The organism is Pseudomonas sp. IT-P395 (genome assembly GCF_949767675.1).
Classification (GTDB): domain Bacteria; phylum Pseudomonadota; class Gammaproteobacteria; order Pseudomonadales; family Pseudomonadaceae; genus Aquipseudomonas.
The window spans coordinates 72544-90689 of the sequence record NZ_CATKPW010000001.1 but is presented as its reverse complement, the minus strand read 5'-3'; the positions used below and the strand labels follow the sequence as shown (position 1 = coordinate 90689).

Genomic DNA, 18146 nt, shown 5'->3' with positions numbered 1-18146 from the left:
CAGGTTTCCGGAGTGGCATCGCAACTTGTAGGAGTGAGCCTGCTCGCGATAGCGGAGTGTCAGCCAACATATCTGCACGCTGTCACACCGCTATCGCGAGCAGGCTCACTCCTACAGGGGAGTTGCGTTGTCAGAGATGGTTTTGTTCAGTCAGGCGCTGCACCGCAAGCCGCCGATAGTGCGACGGCGTCATGCCCTTGAGCTGCTGAAAGCGCCGATTGAAGTTGGAAATGTTGTTGAACCCCGATTCGAAACACACCTCGGTCACCGGTTTGTCGCCATCGGCCAGCAGCTCGCAGGACTTGCTGATACGCAAGCGATTGACGAACTCGATGAAATTGCGCCCGGTGGCCTGTTTGAACACTCGGCTGAAATAGGTCGGCGTCATGCCCAGATGCGCGGCGACTTCCTCCAGCGAGATATCGCGGGCGTAGTGGCTGAAAATATAGTCGACGGCCCGGTTGGTACGATCGATATTGTGCTCATCGGCCAGTTGCGGGGTGGTGGCGCCGGACAACAGCTGGTAATCATCGCTGGCCGCGAGCAATTCCATCAGGATAAAGAAGTGCCCGAGGCGGGTGATGCCCTTGCTGTCGGCGATGCGCTGCATCAGCGTCATGGCCTGGCGGATGGTACGTTTGCAGCGAAACTCGATGCCGTACTGCGCACGTTCCAGCAGGGGCGCCAGGGTCTTCAGTTCGGCAAACACCTGGTGGCCACTCTCGAACAACTCGTCGGTGAAGTTGACCAGCATGTCGCGCTTTTCAACGACCTCGTCCTCGGCCACCTGGCTGATCCAGTTGTGCGGCAAATTGGGGCCAGTGAGGAACAGGGTTTCGGGATAGAAGTTGCCAATGTAGTCGCCGATAAACACCTTGCCCGAGCTGGCGACGATCAGGTGCAGTTCATATTCCTTGTGGAAATGCCAGCGCACCAGCGGGCACGGAAAACCGTGCTGGCGGTAGATGATGGACAACCCGTTGTGGTCATCCATCAACTCGTATGAAGGGTCGGTCACGCGGGCGGTTCGAGTCATGGCGAGCTACTTTTTTTGTTATCGCCTGCCGATCATGCCTCGTTTCTCGGGACTTGCGCCAGCTTCACTCAAGCGGTCTGCTCGCGGACGCTGCCTCTGGACTTCTCGATGGCTTTTTCCAGATTGGCCATCTGGCAAAAACGTACAATGTTCGAGTTTTTAATAAAGTCGAAATTGATGATGTTGCACTTTTTGGCCCAATCCGATCTGGCTGGGTCAAACCAGTGGTCGAGATCATCCAGAATTCGCTGAGGGCCGCCAATCGAAAAACTGGTTGCTGACAGCGACCACGGGCGAAGTGTGCTGTTGGCAGTGCTCAATACTTCTTTGATGTAACCCTGCAGATCGAGAGAACTGACAAGCTGCTTTCCGATCCACTTGTGCTGGATTCTTCCATAGATACGGTAGTCCTCGGTTTCCCAGGTCATGGGGGCTGCCACCATGATGCGCTGCAACGGGCTGATCGCTTTGAGCTGGCCAAGCGTCAGGTGCAGATTCCGGGTCGGGATCATTCGGTCGCCCAAGTGTTGCAGTATCAACGCTTGAAACTCCGAATGATCGAATGCGTCCTTGCCACTACCCAATTCATGAAAGTCCAGAATGATGAATTCATTGATGTTCCTTTCATAAAAAGCTTTGACGTCGCGTACGAGATCTTCAAGCGTACGGGAAGAAAGGTAGCCGTTGTGGTGGAAGCGGAACTTTGCCAGTCCTTGCGCTTTGTTATCGTAAGTCAGGCGGGCGTCGAGTGCTCGAACACCGCGATTCAATTGTGAATAAAAGGAGACATCCTGGCAGGCGAGCCAGTTTTTACCGGGTATCAGTGCATAACCCGCTTCCCAGTCGCAGCCAGCGTTATGGGCACCCGGCAAACTAAGTTCGAAAAGCGACAAGTTGTCGATTTGCGGCGAATCCGCCATCCATTGATAAGGTTGGAAATTATCAAGATTGTTCATGTTGTACATCCTGCAATTGAAAACGAAAGTTGTCGGAATTGCGCGCGCAGGATGTTTATAACGGGTGCCGGGTGTTCGGCCAAGTTTGCTTTTAATGCAAGTCGTGTAAAAGGCGTTACTTACATGTCCGGTGTTTGTTGTGTGTGTCGGTTTTTCGCTTCGATCCATTGCGCCATGTACTGGGTGCTTTTGTGCGAGTGATGACGGAGCATGCTGCCAATGAAGTTGTTGGATCTGAGGTGTTCTAAGTTCCGTTGGCAATAACGCAGTTTTTCAATCAATGCCGGACCATGTACTGGTTGTGGGTAGCGTTCATTCAACAGCGTGTATCCCGCCAGACGAGCGTCCTGCCAGCGTGACTCGTCGTTGTAAAGCGCCACGGCACTGTTGGCGAACTCCACTGCGCTGCTGGTGACTGCACCGGGCCACGCGTGATCGCCCTGCATGGCCTCGGCGCCAACCGGCGTGGTGACACTGGGTGTACCGCAAAGCATGGCGTCGACCAGTTTGCCCTTGATACCGGCACCAAATCGCAAGGGCGCCAGGCAGACTCGCGCGGCAGACATGACCTGCAATGCATCTTCGGCCCAGTTCATGATGTGGAAACCTTCGCGGGCGTTATGCAGCGCTGTGGCTTTCGGCGGCGTATACGCGCCGTAAATGTGCAATTGTGCCTGGGGCAACTGTTGGCGAATCAGCGGCCAGATCGTGGTTTTCATCCACAGCACGGCATCCCAGTTGGGTGCGTGGCGGAAGTTGCCGATACTCAGAAAGTGCGCCCGATCCGCAAATGTTGCAGGTTCGACCGCAGGCGGGTCGATCATCAGCGGGCACCAGTGCAGCAATTGTCGGGGCAAGCCGAACTGCTCGATCAACAATTCGATCTCCACTTCGGAGATCATCAGATTGAGATCGCAACGATACAGCGCGGCGATTTCACGCTTGGCCAGATCGGTTTCGGCCATCAGTCCGAATTCATCGCGCAGGTCTGGGGCAAAGACATCACTGAAATCATTCTGGTCAGGATTGACCTTCAGACGAGACTTGAGTCGCTGATGACGCGCATGCCGCAGACTTTGCAGGTCGGAAGTTTCCAGCACGCGCAGCGCCTGAGGGCAGTGTTTTTCAACTCGCCAGCCGAACTGCTCTTCCATCATGAATTGGTCGAACAAGACGATGTCCGGCGCCAGTCCGCTGATGAATTGATCGAAGCTGCTGTTGTTGAGTTCGATCGGCACCTCACGAATGCCGAGTGCGGCAAGATCCGCCTTGTGCTCGCCGGGACCGGCCGGGCTGCTGAAGGTAATGTCCCAGCCTTGTTGCAGGAAGGTTTCGAGGATCTGCATCACATGACCACTGGCCGCGGAAGAGCGCGGCTCGGGCCAGACGTAGCCGATGACCAGGACTTTGGTGTTATCGGGTTGGGTCATGGGGGCAGATCCTTTAAAGCAGGTGAGAAAAAAGGGCGCAATTAAACCACAGCCATAAAGCTTGGATGCGCCCTGTTTCTCTTCACATCGGTTTGGCGAGATTAAGCAACAGCGGCCCCTGGATAAAAGCACCGGGAGCCGTGTTCTTCAAAGCGTTTTCCATGGCCGAGAGGTTGAGTTGAAACGCCGCGGGCGCGGTCACTTGCTGGTCCAGGAGCGAGACAGACAGTGCATAGGATTCCGCATTCAACAATGCGGGATGGTCTTGGACCACTTTTGGCAGCCCGTCCTTGATTCGCTTGAACTCGATGTATTCCTCACGCTTGGCAAAGCGGAAATGGGGATTGCTCAGATTATCCGGATGGGCCCTGTGCGCGTCCCTGGCAAATTCAAGCAGCCCGACGGCATCGAACTCGGCGGGAGTAACCCCGGCAAGCACTTCGCCGTAGTAAAGGTCGAGCGTTCCCGGAGCGCCGTGCGACATTTCATGGACGATGACATCGCCAATGCTGCCATCGTCATACCTGGACACTTGATAGAACTCATCCAGATTGTCCGGGTAGATCGCGAGAAACTGACCTGCGTTTTTATCGACTTTCACGCCAGCGTCCACGCCGGCTTTCCAGTGTTTGTAGGTATCGACACGCAGTGCCGCGAGGATGTCCGGCTCATGCGGGCGGAATACCATATTGGTGAGATCGACGGAGTCGAGATCCTTGCGCATGGCGCGCAAATTGTGGGTGATGTATTCAATTGCTTCGTTAGAGTCAGTGCCAAAGACATGCTTGAGCAGCGAGCGAACATGGTGATCGTCCTCGTGTATGTTGCTGAGCATGCCGATCGTGTTGTCGAGTTTGCTTTTCGCGTGGGGAATGGCTTTGGTCAGATATCCCTGCGTGTAACTGAAGGGCCTGGCGCGAGCGAACAATCGTTTCAACGGCGAGAAATTCCCCAGATTGAGGAACTTCAGGCGCGGCCCCCAGGCACCGCCGACTTTGAGGTTGAGTGCGTGCCAGCGCTTGTTGCGTTGCAGCACGGCAATATCGACGGCCTGGCTCACACCGTCCGCCCCGCGCCAGGTCGCCTGGCGCATATCGGTCAGCCGTTCGAACTTGATCAACTCAGGGGCATTTGCACCGCGCACGAGTTTGCGCAACTGGGTATTGGCGGTTCGCGCCGTACTCAGTGCGTTTTCGCCGACGAAGACGATGCCACGGCCCGCGAGCCGCAGACCTTTGCGTGCCAGTGTCGGCAAGCCATCCAGCGGATTGATCAACGACAGCGCTACACGAGCCACGGCCCTGGAGATTTTCAATACCTTGAGTGTGGTTGACCCGGTCTTGGCGGCAATACTTGCCGCGCTTGCCCCCAGACCAATCAACAAACCGATGACCGACAGGCCATCCAGCACACAGCCACCGATGCCCTCGGAAACCCGATCAGTACGCCCCGAACGGATATCTTCAATACATTGTTTGAACGGCACGATCACGTTGATCGCCAAGCGTTCAACGGTTTCTATGGTTGTGCGCCATTCCTCCAACTCCGTCTGCACATTCAGTGAGGCGTACAGCTCGGCACGGCTGGCCACAGGATGGTGGGTCAGGATGCATTCGGCGATGTCATCGACCTCGCGGGAAAAGAACAGGGAAACCGGTCGATTGTCCGTGGCTGCCAGATTCAGGTGCCAGAGCTTTTCCACCACTACGCGAGACGTCACGCCACCTCGGGGCTCGCTGCCCTCGCTGTAAGCCGCGAAATCGAGAGGCCATTCCACGGCTTTGTTCTTTGCCTGGAAGTCGTACCGGCTGCCGGTGAAGGAGAGTGTCGGGCGAGCATCGATGATCTGCGTGCTTTGCAATAACACCAGTAATTCGGGGCGTTCGCGACACAGACCGCGCAAGCTGAATAACTCATAAGTACGCAATGCATCGTCATTGTTACAGCACAGAATAAGGCCGTAGCGACCTTTCGCTTCGTCACGAGCGAATTGGGTTTCTTCCTGTGGATTGAGTGGATTGACTTCCTTTCTGACGGTGTAAAGCGTCATGTAGCCGTTGGTGAGCGCCTGTCTATCGCGCTCGGGCATGTTCGAAATCGCCATTTTCATGACCGAAGACATTCCCTCGCGCACGTCTTTGTAATAGCAATCGAAGGCTTGATCGAACAGTACGCCAGGCAATTCGAGTTCGGACAATCGGGCAAACGCGTCAGCGGGTGGCTTGAAATCGCTTTGTTGCTGAAATCGGTCTGTCAACTTGCCATTTTCGATCAGGTCGCCGGACAGGTAGAGATCCACTATCGAGAAGCGCAGGCGCAGCAGTTTGTTTATCGCGTATTCGCTGTTGCCGGTTGTGCTAAGCAGCGCATCATAGAACTCGCTGAGAATGCCGGCCGGGTGCGCCGCCTTGAGTCCCTCGAGCCAGCTGCGGTCTTTGAAGCTGCTCAGGTATTTGATGGAGAACCCTTTCTTTTCGAGGTAACTGCCTTCGGGCATCACCTTCTTTAATGCCTCAAGGGCGATTGTTCTGCGCTCGGGGGGCGTTCGCGACAGACCCGTCTCCGATTGGCTGAGGGCCTCCATGTAGCGCTCGAAGTGCGCGGTAGCCTTGACCAGCGTGGGCTTGTCGTAATCTTTTTGGGCTCGGTAGTCGATCACGCCATTGAGTACTGCCCAATTGATCGTCGGGGTGAATCCAGCTACCTGGTGCAGTTCGATTTGTTCGGGGGACAGCGGAGCCAGTTCTGCAAACGCCTTGATTTGGCTATATGTCATCATTCGGGAGGACCCCGGCGAGGCGTGTTCGATCAACGCCACCGCTTGAGCGATGACGACCCAGCCAGGTTTTTCCAGGGTCAGATCAGGCGGTATATCGGCGATCAGAAATTCAGCGGCGGAGCCGGCCAGTAACAGGTGTGCCGCCAGCAGGGCGTAGTCTGGTTCAATCAAGCCTTCGCTAACGAGATGCTGCTCGAGGCTTTCACGCACTTGTGCAGCATGGCGGGTTGCATTGGCCGGTTGATACAGGTCGTAACCGGCGAGGATGGGCGAGTTGGTCCGCGCCTCCAGATCGATGACCAGCGCGGCCTGCAGGATTTCGCGAAGCTGATTGGCGCGCACGTGCTGATCGTCCGTTTCCAGATGCCAGTCGAGGCACTCATGGAGCTTTCGGCCCAGGTCACTGGCAAAGTTCTGCTTCAAACAGTCGGTAATAATGTCGTCCACGTGCTTGCGTTTAGTGGCGATGGGAATCTGCTTGAAATCGGCGAGGGACAGTTTTTTCAGAAGAGTGCTCTTGCCTTCAGTCGCTTCCTGAATGACTTGTGTGATGATTTCGCGTTTGGCGCGCGATAAATGAAACGGTGAATCCGCTTCACTGTTCAGTAACTCGTGGTAATCGCCGGAGTCGGGAGGGGCGGGAAGTTCAAAAATCAAATAGGCGATCAATTGTTTGATGTCGCCAATGGTCTGCGGCAGATTCAAACCTTCAAAGGCAAGCCATTGCTCAATGCCAATGTCGTAACCGGAATAAACATAGCCACCGGTTATTTCCGCAAACTCGGCCAGCATCAGCGTCTCTGCGCTTCCGCCGATGGGTAGCTCATGTTTGGCGTGTTCAAATATTCCAAAGATACTGCCTTCGCCGTCGACACCGATTCTAGCGTTCGCCGGAAAACCATGAATTTCGCAAAGATGCGAGAACTGCTCGGTTTCAATCATTTTCTGCAAGGCATGACGTGCTGGCTCATAGGCTTCATCGAACGTGCTGCCGGCAACGTAGGGGAAAAACAGGTTCTGCAGGCTAAGCCTGGTTGTCTCGGGTAAAGACGCGCTCGCGCTGTACTGCTCAAATGTCAAAGTGGGATGCGAACGTAGAAGGGCAGCATTCAGCGCTTGGGTGATGTTGGCTCTTTCCTGTTTGTCGAAAAGAGAACGATCGACGTATGAAGTTTTATTGATTACTGCGGGGCGCATGTCTTCTATCCTGAGTCGGGTAAGCTTCAAGTGTCTTTGTTAGCGGCGCTGATTTGTCAGGCGCCACAGATCAAAGAGTTGACTCAGGATAGAACTGCGGTGATCAGTAATTACAGGTTTAGTGCGTTGCGAATTATGCGTGGATATAACAAGTTGCTTCGGCTGCTATTTCCTGTTGTTAATTGTTCAATATGGCTTTTACCTTGTCACGCAACTGATCAATTGAAAACGGTTTGCCGATTACATGCATGCCTGCGGGTACATCAATGGATTCGGCATAACCGCTGGCAAACATAATCGGCAGGGCGGGGCGCAGTTTGCGTGCTTCGGTCGCCAGTTCGCGGCCATCCATGCCCGGCAGGCCGACGTCGGTCATCATCAGATCAATGTGCAGACTTGAGTCTTCAAGCTTTTCCAGTGCCTGTTCGCTGCCGTCTGCTTCGAGCACCGTGAACTCCAGCTCCTCCAGCACATCGACGATCAGCATGCGCACGATGTCGTCGTCTTCTACGACAAGGATGGTGGAGGCGGGGGTAGACATAATAAGGCTCTCGAAAGTCAGTTCAGGGTCGCCGGTCGATCAAAAGTGCCGGGCTTCTTCATCAGTAAGTGGCGCAGTGCCACAAGTTCCCCGCCCGACGCAAAAAAAGCATAGCCGCAGATGGGGGCGCAAGGATAACTGTTCAGGGGCATGAACATGCTGGTGAGCGTAGGAATTTGCTGCGAAAGGTGTGAGAAAAATGGATCCATGCCGCCGTTTTGGGGCAAACTGCCTGTTTTTCAACAGTTCGACAAGGCTGCCCCATGTCCTCTCCGTCTACGGTTGATGAGCAACGGTTTCGTAAACTCCTGAGTCGCAACATCAGTCTGCCCTTGGGCGTCGGTGTGCTCAGTGCCGTGTTCTTCGTGTCGCTGATTACTTATCTGCTGTCGGTGATCCAGTGGGTGGAGCACACCGACCGGGTGATCAATAACGCCAACGAAGCGGTGAAGCTCACCGTGGACCTGGAAACCGGCATGCGCGGTTTCTTGCTTAGCGGCGACGAGCATTTCCTTGACCCTTACGAAACTGCCAAACCGCGTATCGCGGTGGCGCTCAGTACTTTGCTCGATCTGACCGCCGATAACCCGGTGCAGACCGATCGCTTGCGTCGTTTGCAGGCCTTGCAGATCGAGTGGGCCAATTACGCACAATCGATGATCGATCTGCAGCGCTCCAGCGGCGATTACCGGGGCGCGGTCAAGGCTGGACGTGGCAAACGCCTGACGGACGAAATCCGCAAGCAATTTGAAGACGTCATCGAAACCGAACAGGTTCTGCGCACGACGCGCAATGAAGACGTGCGCCGCACTACGATCTGGAGCATCAGCCTCTACCTGATTTTCATCGCTGGTATCAGCGGCTTGCTGGCCTATATCGGCCGTCGTGATCTGGTCAATCTGTCGACCAACTACAGCGCCAACCTTGCCGCACAGCAAGCCAGTGCCGAACGTCTGGAGCAGCAGGCGTGGTTGCGCAATGGTCAGACCGAGCTGGCCGAGCAGGTGCTGGGGCAACTGACGCTGAACTTGCTGGGGCGCAATATTCTGCAGTTCTGCGCGCAATACCTGGGCACCGCCGTGGCCGCGCTGTACGTGCGTGAAGAACATGGCGGCCTCAAGCGGGTGGCCACTTACGGCTTCTCTCGCGAGCAGGAAGAACAAGATCAGTCGATTTACAGCGGCGAAGGCATTGTCGGCCAGGTGGCGCAACAGGCGCGGCTGATCCGTCTGGATTCGGTGCCGTCGGACTACTTCAAAGTCAGTTCTGGGCTGGGCGAGGGCTTGCCGCACAGTGTGCTGGTAGTGCCGACCAGCGATGACGACCGGGTCAATGGCGTGATCGAACTGGGTTTCCTGCGGCCGCTCACGGATCGCGATATCGAATTGCTGGAACTGATTGCCGGCAATATCGGCACCTCCATCGAAGCTGCGCGCTACCGTCAGCGCTTGCAGGAAGTGCTGGCCGAAACCCAGCAGCTCAACGAAGAGTTGCAGGTGCAGCAGGAAGAGCTGAAAACCGCCAACGAAGAACTGGAAGAGCAGTCGCGGATTCTCAAGGAGTCCCAGGCGCATCTGGAAACCCAGCAGGTCGAACTGGAGCAGACCAACGAGCAACTCGCCGAGCAGGCGCAGACCCTGGCCGAACAGCGCGACGCCATGGACCTGAAGAACACCGAGCTCAACCAGGCCCAGGTGCAGCTCGAAGAACGCGCCGAAGAATTGCAGCGCTCGAGCAAGTACAAATCCGAATTCCTCGCCAACATGTCCCACGAACTGCGCACACCGCTCAACAGTTCGTTGATTCTGGCCAAGCTGCTGGCGGAGAACCCGCAAGACAACCTCAGCGCCGAACAGGTCAAGTTTGCCGAATCGATCTACTCCGCCGGCAACGATCTGCTCAACCTGATCAACGATATTCTGGACATCTCCAAGGTCGAGGCGGGCAAGCTCGAAGTGATTCCGGAGAACACCAGCGTGGCGCGTCTGGCCGATGGTCTGCGCAGCGTGTTCGAACCTCTGGCGGCAGACAAGCAGCTGACCTTCAGTGTCGATTTGCAACCTGGCGCGCCGGGCATGCTCTACACCGACCGTCAGCGTCTGGAGCAGGTGATCAAGAACCTGCTGTCCAATGCCGTGAAGTTCACCGAGAAGGGCGCAGTCAGCCTGACCATTGCCGGCCAGCCGGATGATCGCGTCGCGTTCATCGTGCGCGATTCGGGTATTGGCATTGCTGCCGATCAGCAGGAAAGCATTTTCGAAGCCTTCCGCCAGGCCGACGGCACCACTAACCGCAAGTACGGCGGCACCGGTCTGGGCCTGTCGATTTCGCGGGATCTGGCGACCTTGCTCGGCGGTTCGATCAGCGTCAGCAGTACACCGGGGCAGGGCAGTGTGTTCACGCTGGTGTTGCCGCAGCAGTTCGACGAGACCAATGAAGTGCCGTTCGCTCCGTTGACCTTTACCCCGCCAGCGGCGGTGGCCAGCGTGCCACTGGCGCCGGTTGTTTCGCCGTTGACGCCGGTGCACATTCCGCGCTTCGCCGATGACCGTAACAAAGCGCCATTCGCCACGCGCTGCATCCTGGTGGTGGAAGACGAGCCGAACTTTGCGCATATCCTCTACGATCTGGCGCATGAGCTTGGCTATCAGTGCCTGGTGGCTCATGGCGCGGACGAGGGCTACGACCTGGCCAAAGAATTCGTCCCGGATGCCATCCTGCTCGACATGCGTCTGCCGGATCACTCCGGCCTCACCGTGCTGCAGCGTCTGAAGGAACACGCCGGAACCCGGCACATCCCGGTGCATGTGATTTCCGTCGAGGACCGCGTCGAAGCGGCGATGCACATGGGTGCGATCGGTTACGCGGTCAAACCGACCACCCGCGAAGAGCTCAAGGACGTGTTCGCCCGTCTCGAGGCCAAGCTGACCCAGAAGGTCAAACGCGTGCTGTTGGTCGAGGACGACGACTTGCAGCGCGAGAGCATTGCCCGACTGATCGGCGACGAAGACATCGAAATCACCGCCGTCGGCCTCGCGCAGGACGCGCTGGAGCTGCTGCGCACGACGATCTACGACTGCATGGTCATCGACCTGAAATTGCCGGACATGCTCGGCAATGACCTGCTCAAGCGCATGTCCACCGAGGACATCTGCTCGTTCCCGCCGGTCATCGTCTATACCGGACGCAACCTGACTCGCGATGAAGAGGCTGAACTGCGCAAGTACTCGCGCTCGATCATCATCAAGGGCGCACGCTCGCCAGAGCGTTTGCTGGATGAGGTCACACTCTTTCTGCACAAAGTCGAATCGCAGTTGTCCCATGAACGGCAGAAGATGCTCAAGACCGCGCGCAGCCGCGACAAGGTCTTCGAGGGTCGCAAGGTGCTGCTGGTGGACGACGATGTGCGCAACATTTTCGCCCTCACCAGTGCCCTGGAGACCAAAGGCGCAGTCGTGGTGATCGGCCGTAACGGTCGTGAGGCGATTGAAAGACTCAATGAAGTCGAGGATATCGATCTGGTGTTGATGGACGTGATGATGCCGGAAATGGATGGTTTCGAAGCCACCATTGAAATCCGCAAGGATCCGCGCTGGCGCAAGCTGCCGATCATCGCGGTGACGGCCAAGGCCATGAAAGACGATCAGGAGCGCTGCCTGCAGGCGGGCGCCAATGATTACCTGGCCAAGCCTATCGACCTGGATCGCTTGTTCTCGCTGATTCGCGTGTGGTTACCGAAGATGGAACGCATTTAGTGGAACGTAGTACGCCAGCTGAACGAAACAGTGAAATCGAACTGCGCTTGTTGATTGAGGCGATTTACCTCAAGTACAGCTACGATTTTCGCGATTACTCCGGCGCTTCAATCAAGCGCCGGGTGCAGCACGCGCTGAGCCAGTTCGAATGCGCGACCATTTCGGCGCTGCAGGAAAAAGTCCTGCACGATCCGACGGCGTTCATGCAGTTGCTGCAATTGCTGACGATTCCGGTCAGCGAGATGTTCCGCGATCCGTCGCACTTCCTCGCCATTCGCAGGGAAGTGGTGCCGTTGCTGCGCACCTATCCGTCGATCAAGATCTGGATTGCCGGGTGCAGCACGGGCGAGGAGGTCTATTCGATGGCGATTTTGTTGCGCGAAGAAGGCCTGCTCGATCGCACGATCATCTATGCCACCGATATCAACCCGCGCTCGCTGGACAAGGCCAAGCAGGGGATTTTCTCCATGGAGAATGTTCGTGCGTATACGGCCAACTATCAGCAGGCCGGTGGTCAGCGTTCGTTTGCCGACTACTACACGGCAGCGTACGGTTATGCGATTTTCGACAAGAGCCTGTGCGAGAACGTGACCTTCGCCGACCATAGTCTGGCGACGGACAGTGTGTTCTCCGAAACCCAATTGATTTCCTGTCGCAACGTACTGATTTACTTCAACAAGAAACTTCAGGACCGTGCCTTCGGTCTGTTTCATGAATCGCTGTGCCACCGCGGATTTCTGGTGCTGGGCAGCAAGGAAACGCTGGATTTCTCCGGTTACGCGAACCAGTTCGAACCGCTGGTCAAACAAGAACGGATCTACCGCAAAACATGAACGAGGCCGTGGATTTACCTCGCGTCGAGGCGATTGTGGTCGGGGCTTCCGCCGGCGGCGTCGAGGCGCTGCTGAGCCTGCTCGGACCGCTGCGCCGAGGCTATAGGTTGCCGATCGTTGTGGTCCTGCATCTGCCCGAAGAACGCCGTAGTCAATTGGCCGAAGTCTTCGCCCGCCGCGTGGACATGCCGGTGCACGAGGCTGCTGACAAGCAGGATATCGTTGCCGGCAATGTGTATTTCGCCACGCCGGGTTATCACCTGTCGGTGGAGCAGGATCGCAGCCTCTCGCTGAGCCTTGAGGAGCGCGTGCATTATTCCCGGCCATCGATCGACTATCTGTTTGAATCGGCGGCTGACGCCTACGGAGAGTCGCTGGCCGCCGTACTGCTCACCGGCGCCAATCACGATGGCGCGCGCGGGCTGGCGCAAGTCAAACGCCGCGGTGGCCTGACCATCGTTCAAGACCCCGAAGACGCGCAAGTCGCCACCATGCCCTTGGCTGCACTGAAGATTCAGCAGCCGGACCATGTCCTACCCATTCACGGCATCGGCCGTCTGCTTGTCGAGCTGGAACGAATCGCATGCTGAGTAATATCCAAGCCAAACTGCTGATCGTCGACGATCTGCCGGAGAACCTGCTGGCGCTCGAAGCGCTGATCAAGCGTGAAGACCGTACTGTCTACAAAGCCTTGTCGGCGGATGAAGCGCTGTCGTTGCTGCTGCAACACGAGTTCGCCATGGCCATCCTCGATGTGCAGATGCCGGGCATGAACGGCTTCGAGCTTGCCGAGTTGATGCGCGGCACCGAGAAAACCAAGAACATCCCGATCATTTTTGTCAGCGCTGCCGGCCGTGAACTCAATTACGCGTTCAAGGGCTACGAGAGCGGGGCAGTGGACTTTCTGCACAAGCCGCTGGATATCCACGCGGTGAAGAGCAAGGTCAACGTCTTCGTCGATCTGTACCGTCAGAGCAAGGCGATGAAGCAACAGCTCGAAGCGCTGGAGCAGGCCCGTCGCGAGCAGGAAGCACTGTTGCAACAACTGCAAAGCACCCAGCTGGAACTGGAGCAGGCGGTGCGCATGCGCGATGACTTCATGTCCATCGTCGCCCATGAAGTGCGCACGCCGCTTAATGGCCTGATCCTTGAAACCCAGCTGCGCAAGATGCACCTGGCCCGCGACAACGCTGCGGCGTTCACCCTCGACAAGATGCACGCCATGGTCGACCGCGATGAACGCCAGATCAAAAGCCTGATCCGCCTGATCGAAGACATGCTCGACGTGTCACGCATTCGCACCGGCAAATTGTCGATCCGACCGAGCCGTTTCGATCTGGTGCAACTGGTGAGCAACCTGCTGCAAAACTTCGCGGCACAGATCGAGGCTGCTGAAACCGAAGTGTCGTTCACCGCGCCTGTACCGGTGGAAGGCCATTGGGACGAGTTCCGCATCGAGCAGGTGGTCACCAATCTGCTCACCAACGCCCTGCGCTATGGCGGTCGCAGCCCGATTCAGGTGCGGGTTTACCGTGAAGGTGATGAGGCGCGGGTCGAGGTGCAGGACCGTGGCATCGGCATCAGCCAAGAGAATCAGAAACGTATTTTCCAACAGTTCGAACGGGTTTCCGCCAAGACGGTAGTGGCCGGGCTCGGGCTGGGTCTGTTCATTTCCGAGCAGATCGTCGCCGCCCATGGCGGCTCCATCGTCGTCGAGAGTGAAATCAACGAAGGCGCCCTGTTTCGCGTTTGTCTGCCAATTCAGGAAAACGGCACATCCGACGCAACCTCTGATTGACCGTACGGTCGTATCAGCAGCTATTGACTGAACAAAGGCTTCCCATGAGCGTAGATGCACAAGATGTAGTACTCGTCGTCGAGGACGAACCGGTTATCTTGATGGTCCTGACGGATTACTTGTCAGGGCAGGGGTATCGCGTGTTGCAGGCGGAAAACGGCGAGCAGGCGTTCGAGATTCTTGCGCGCAAGCCACATCTGGACATGTTGATCACCGATTTCCGTTTGCCGGGCGGGATCTCCGGCGTGCAGATCGCTGAACCGGCCGTCAAATTGCGTCCGGACCTGAAGGTGATTTTCATCAGCGGCTATCCGCAGGAAATCCGCGAAACCGGCAGCCCGATCACACGCAAGGCGCCGATCCTGGAAAAACCATTCGACCTGGATGTGTTGCAGGAAAAGATTCAGGAATTGCTCGCGTAAAGCCCTGTAGGAGCTGCCGAAGGCTGCGATCTTTTGATGTTGATGATCAAGAACAAGATCAAAAGATCGCAGCCTTCGGCAGCTCCTACAGTTTCAGCGGTTTCAGCTTTTGATCATCTCCCGCACTTTGGCGGTCAACAGGTCGAAAGTGAACGGTTTGGTGATCATCTGCATCCCCGAATCGAGGAACCCGCCACGCACTGCGGCGTGCTCGGCGTAGCCGGTGATAAACAGAACCTTCAGCCCCGGACGATATTGGCGGCCGACTTCTGCCAGTTGCCGGCCGTTCATGCCCGGCAGGCCGACATCGCTGATCAGCAGATCGATACGCTGCGTCGAATTCAGAATCGGCACGGCGCTGTCAGCATCCCAGGCTTCGACAAAGGCATAGCCCAACTCACCGAGCACCGCGCAGACCAGCACGCGCACTGCCGGGTCGTCCTCGACGATCAGCACGGTTTCGCCGTCCAGCGCATCCGGGGCTTGTTGAATAGCCGAGTCTGGACTGGACAGTTCTTCACCGCGAAAGCGCGGCAGATAAAGTTTTACCGTGGTGCCTTCATCGATCTCGCTGTGAATCGAGACATGGCCACGGGACTGCTTGCTGAACCCGTAGATCATCGACAGGCCCAGCCCGGTGCCCTGACCAATCGGTTTGGTGGTGAAAAAAGGATCGAACGCACGGTTGATGACACTTTGCGGCATGCCGCTGCCGTTGTCGGTGACACTGAGCATCACGTAATCACCGGGTTCGAGATTGCTGTAGGCCTCGGTGAATTCGCGCTTGAGTACCTGATTACTGGTCTCGACCACCAGTTTGCCGCCGTCGGGCATGGCGTCGCGGGCATTAATGACCAGGTTGAGCAGGGCACTTTCCAGTTGATTGGGGTCGGCCTCTGCGACCCACAACTTGTCGTTGAGGCGCATGTCCAGTTGGATGCTTTCGTTGAGGCTGCGTTGCAGCAGTTCACCCATGGACAGCACCAGGGTGTTCATCTGCACAGCTTTTGAATCGAGTGATTGCCGACGCGAAAATGCCAGCAGGCGGTGGGTCAGACTGGCGGCACGGTTGGCCGAAGTCACGCCCAGATCGATCAGGCTGTCGAGGTCGTCCAGACGTCCACGGGCCAGGCGCCGACGTAACAACTCAAGGCTGCCGATGATGCCAGTCAGCATGTTGTTGAAGTCGTGGGCGATACCGCCAGTGAGTTGGCCGACCGCTTCCATTTTCTGCGATTGGCGCAGGGCTTCTTCATTGTGCCGCAGTTGTGCGGTGCGCTCTTCGACCTGTTGTTCAAGGGTTTCCAGGGTCGATTGCAGACGTCGTTCGCTTTCACTGAGGTCAACCAGCCGGTCCCGGGCCTCGTACTGTCGTCGTCGGCCGCGCAATGCGGCGGACACCATACTGACCAGTGTCGCGGGATGGAACGGTCGCTCAAGGAACGTCACGTTGCCCAACAGATCGCTCAACCGCGAGGAGGGGCCTTGTTCCTGGCCGCCGTGATGGGTCAACAGCACAATGGGCAGATCCGACCACGCCGGCTGCTGCTCCAGGTGCAGGAACAGCGCTTCCAGTTCCGGTCCGCGCAAGGCTTCGGCGGCGACCAGCACCAGACCGGCACCCTGTTCAAGCTCCGTGCACAGCGAATCCAGACCTGGCGTGACGAGTCCGCTGTAGCCGGCCTCGTTGAGGATCATCAGCGCAATCTGGCTGTCGCGACCCACCGGCGCCAGAATCAGCGCCCGTTCGGCCAGCGGCACCTGAACCGTCACAAGTGTTCTTCCTGCAACAGCGGACTACTCGCGCCGAGATAGGTGGGGACGCCTCGCAGCACGCCTTGAAAGGCTTCCAGCGGTTCACCGATGGTCATGCCTTGCGTGGAAATGCGGTATTCACGAATGGTCGATTCGTGGCTGCCGGTGCGTTTCTTGATGATCGAGATCGCGCGGCGGACTTTGCCCAGTGCTTCGAAGTAGCGCAACAGAATCACCGTGTCAGCCAGATAAGTAATGTCGACCGGCGCTTGCATGTCGCCGACCAGACCATGCTGGGCGACCGTCATGAACGTCGCCGCGCCTTTGCGGTTCAGGTACAGCAACAACTCGTGCATGTGCAGCACCAGCGCGTTTTCTTCCGGCATTGCCGCCTGATAGCCGTTGATGCTGTCGATGACCACGGTTTTGATTTGACCTTCATCGACGCAGCGTCGCACGCGATGGGAGAACTCACCTGGCGACAGTTCAGCGGCGTCGACTTGTTCGATCAACAGATTGCCGGTGGCCTGCAAGGCTTTCAGGTCGATGCCGATGTTTTTCATCCGCTCAAACAGCAGGCCGAGTTCTTCATCGAAGATAAACAGCGCGGCTTTTTCCCCGCGTAGTACGGCAGCGGCAGCGAAGATCATCGAGATCAGCGATTTACCGGTACCGGCAGGGCCGAGAATCAGCGTACTGGAGCCGGTCTCGATGCCGCCGCCGAGGAGCGCGTCCATTTCCGGGATGCCGCTCGAGAGTTGCAATCGCGCGTACTCGCCGCGATGTTCGGCCGCCACCAGTCGTGGGAATACATGCACGCCGTCGCCCATGATGGTGAAGTCATGGAAACCACCGCGATACTTCTGGCCGCGGTACTTGACCACCCGCACGCGTCGGCGCTCGGCGCCGTAGTTAGGTGTCAGCTCTTCGAGGCGAATGACCCCGTGAGCAACGCTGTGCACAGTCTTGTCGAGCGACTCGGTGGTCAGGTCGTCAAGCAGCAATACGGTGGCGTTGTAGCGCACGAAGTAATGCTTGATCGCCAGAATCTGTCGGCGATAACGCAACGAACTCTGCGCCAGCAAACGGATCTCCGACAGGCTGTCGAGCACCACGCGCGTGGGCTTGAAGCGTTCGACTGCTTCGAAAATCTGCTTGGTGGCTTCGCCCAGTTCCAGGTCGGAGGAATACAACAGGCTCTGCTGATGCTCGGCATTGAGCAGGCTTTCCGGGGGCGTCAGCTCGAAGATCTTGATGTTGTCATCCAGCGTCCAGCCGTGGGACGACGCCCCTTGCCTTAGTTCGCGCTCGGTTTCCGAGAGCGTGATGTACAACGAGCGTTCGCCGGCTTTCGCGCCGGCCAGGAGAAAATGCAAAGCGACCGTGGTTTTGCCGGTACCGGGTTCACCCTCCAGCAAGAAAACATGACCGCGAGACAAACCACCGGCCAGGATGTCGTCCAGACCCACAATGCCGGTAGCGGCTTTCGCACTGATCAACTCGTTAGAAGTAGACAAAAAATGCCCTCTCATGACTAAGGGAAGCGAGGCCGCCAACAGAATCGCGCGGCCTGATTAACTTGACCCTTTGGCGTGATGGCAGTTCCGAAATTCCTTGCCAGATGTGTCGAAAGAGCTGTCGAAA

General features: G+C 57.2%; 12 protein-coding genes. 5 read left to right on the top strand and 7 right to left on the bottom strand.

Annotated elements, in window-relative coordinates; all coding sequences use genetic code 11:
* Positions 1 to 130: 130 nt before the first annotated feature.
* From ACM6IN_RS00315 to ACM6IN_RS00295, 5 genes are all read right to left on the bottom strand, one after another.
* Positions 131 to 1036: an AraC family transcriptional regulator gene (locus ACM6IN_RS00315; protein WP_414915144.1), complete on the bottom strand. Its 906-nt coding sequence runs from the start codon at positions 1034 to 1036 to the stop codon at positions 131 to 133.
* A gap of 68 nt (positions 1037 to 1104) precedes the next feature.
* Entirely contained in the window at positions 1105 to 1992 is an 888-nt protein-coding gene (locus ACM6IN_RS00310; RefSeq protein WP_007914963.1) for a hypothetical protein, read from the bottom strand.
* Between the two features lie 119 nt (positions 1993 to 2111).
* Positions 2112 to 3422, bottom strand: a complete 1311-nt coding sequence (locus ACM6IN_RS00305) for a glycosyltransferase (protein WP_414915143.1) — start codon at positions 3420 to 3422, stop codon at positions 2112 to 2114.
* Positions 3423 to 3504: 82 nt separating this feature from the next.
* Positions 3505 to 7398, bottom strand: a complete 3894-nt coding sequence (locus tag ACM6IN_RS00300) for a hypothetical protein (protein ID WP_414915142.1) — start codon at positions 7396 to 7398, stop codon at positions 3505 to 3507.
* A 178-nt stretch (positions 7399 to 7576) separates the two neighbouring features.
* Positions 7577 to 7939, bottom strand: coding sequence for a response regulator (locus ACM6IN_RS00295; protein ID WP_007914955.1), 363 nt, complete (start codon positions 7937 to 7939; stop codon positions 7577 to 7579).
* 263 nt (positions 7940 to 8202) lie between these two features.
* Here ACM6IN_RS00295 and ACM6IN_RS00290 point away from each other — a divergent pair, with 263 nt between their 5' ends.
* Genes ACM6IN_RS00290 through ACM6IN_RS00270 form a run of 5 tightly spaced genes read left to right on the top strand, consistent with a single transcriptional unit; the run spans position 8203 to position 14747 of the window.
* Positions 8203 to 11694, top strand: coding sequence for a response regulator (locus ACM6IN_RS00290; RefSeq protein WP_007914954.1), 3492 nt, complete (start codon positions 8203 to 8205; stop codon positions 11692 to 11694).
* Positions 11694 to 12527 (top strand): CheR family methyltransferase, encoded by an 834-nt coding sequence (locus ACM6IN_RS00285; RefSeq protein ID WP_007914952.1) that lies wholly within the window; start codon positions 11694 to 11696, stop codon positions 12525 to 12527. The genes ACM6IN_RS00290 and ACM6IN_RS00285 overlap by 1 nt, the downstream gene beginning before the upstream one ends.
* On the top strand, positions 12524 to 13117 hold the full coding sequence (locus ACM6IN_RS00280) for a chemotaxis protein CheB (protein WP_007914949.1): 594 nt from the start codon (positions 12524 to 12526) through the stop codon (positions 13115 to 13117). Before ACM6IN_RS00285 ends, ACM6IN_RS00280 begins: the two co-directional genes overlap by 4 nt.
* Positions 13111 to 14325, top strand: a complete 1215-nt coding sequence (locus tag ACM6IN_RS00275) for a hybrid sensor histidine kinase/response regulator (protein WP_007914947.1) — start codon at positions 13111 to 13113, stop codon at positions 14323 to 14325. Before ACM6IN_RS00280 ends, ACM6IN_RS00275 begins: the two co-directional genes overlap by 7 nt.
* A gap of 44 nt (positions 14326 to 14369) precedes the next feature.
* Complete coding sequence (locus ACM6IN_RS00270; RefSeq protein ID WP_007914945.1) at positions 14370 to 14747, top strand: response regulator; 378 nt, start codon at positions 14370 to 14372, stop codon at positions 14745 to 14747.
* A gap of 102 nt (positions 14748 to 14849) precedes the next feature.
* Here the strand turns inward: ACM6IN_RS00270 and ACM6IN_RS00265 are convergent, their stop codons facing one another.
* Together ACM6IN_RS00265 and ACM6IN_RS00260 are read right to left on the bottom strand one after the other, a co-directional pair.
* Positions 14850 to 16520 carry an ATP-binding protein gene (locus ACM6IN_RS00265; protein ID WP_414915141.1) on the bottom strand — a complete coding sequence of 557 codons (1671 nt, stop codon included), beginning with the start codon at positions 16518 to 16520 and terminating at the stop codon, positions 14850 to 14852.
* Positions 16517 to 18019: an ATPase domain-containing protein gene (locus ACM6IN_RS00260; protein ID WP_414915140.1), complete on the bottom strand. Its 1503-nt coding sequence runs from the start codon at positions 18017 to 18019 to the stop codon at positions 16517 to 16519. Before ACM6IN_RS00260 ends, ACM6IN_RS00265 begins: the two co-directional genes overlap by 4 nt.
* Positions 18020 to 18146 lie beyond the last annotated feature (127 nt).

What these genes read in the sequence shown, in the direction of transcription:
- ACM6IN_RS00315 (WP_414915144.1), bottom strand. Translation starts at nt 1,036, where the DNA reads ATGACTCGAACCGCCCGCGTGACCGACCCTTCATACGAGTTGATGGAT.
- ACM6IN_RS00310 (WP_007914963.1), bottom strand. Translation starts at nt 1,992, where the DNA reads ATGAACAATCTTGATAATTTCCAACCTTATCAATGGATGGCGGATTCG.
- ACM6IN_RS00305 (WP_414915143.1), bottom strand. Translation starts at nt 3,422, where the DNA reads ATGACCCAACCCGATAACACCAAAGTCCTGGTCATCGGCTACGTCTGG.
- ACM6IN_RS00300 (WP_414915142.1), bottom strand. Translation starts at nt 7,398, where the DNA reads ATGCGCCCCGCAGTAATCAATAAAACTTCATACGTCGATCGTTCTCTT.
- ACM6IN_RS00295 (WP_007914955.1), bottom strand. Translation starts at nt 7,939, where the DNA reads ATGTCTACCCCCGCCTCCACCATCCTTGTCGTAGAAGACGACGACATC.
- ACM6IN_RS00290 (WP_007914954.1), top strand. Translation starts at nt 8,203, where the DNA reads ATGTCCTCTCCGTCTACGGTTGATGAGCAACGGTTTCGTAAACTCCTG.
- ACM6IN_RS00280 (WP_007914949.1), top strand. Translation starts at nt 12,524, where the DNA reads ATGAACGAGGCCGTGGATTTACCTCGCGTCGAGGCGATTGTGGTCGGG.
- ACM6IN_RS00275 (WP_007914947.1), top strand. Translation starts at nt 13,111, where the DNA reads ATGCTGAGTAATATCCAAGCCAAACTGCTGATCGTCGACGATCTGCCG.
- ACM6IN_RS00270 (WP_007914945.1), top strand. Translation starts at nt 14,370, where the DNA reads ATGAGCGTAGATGCACAAGATGTAGTACTCGTCGTCGAGGACGAACCG.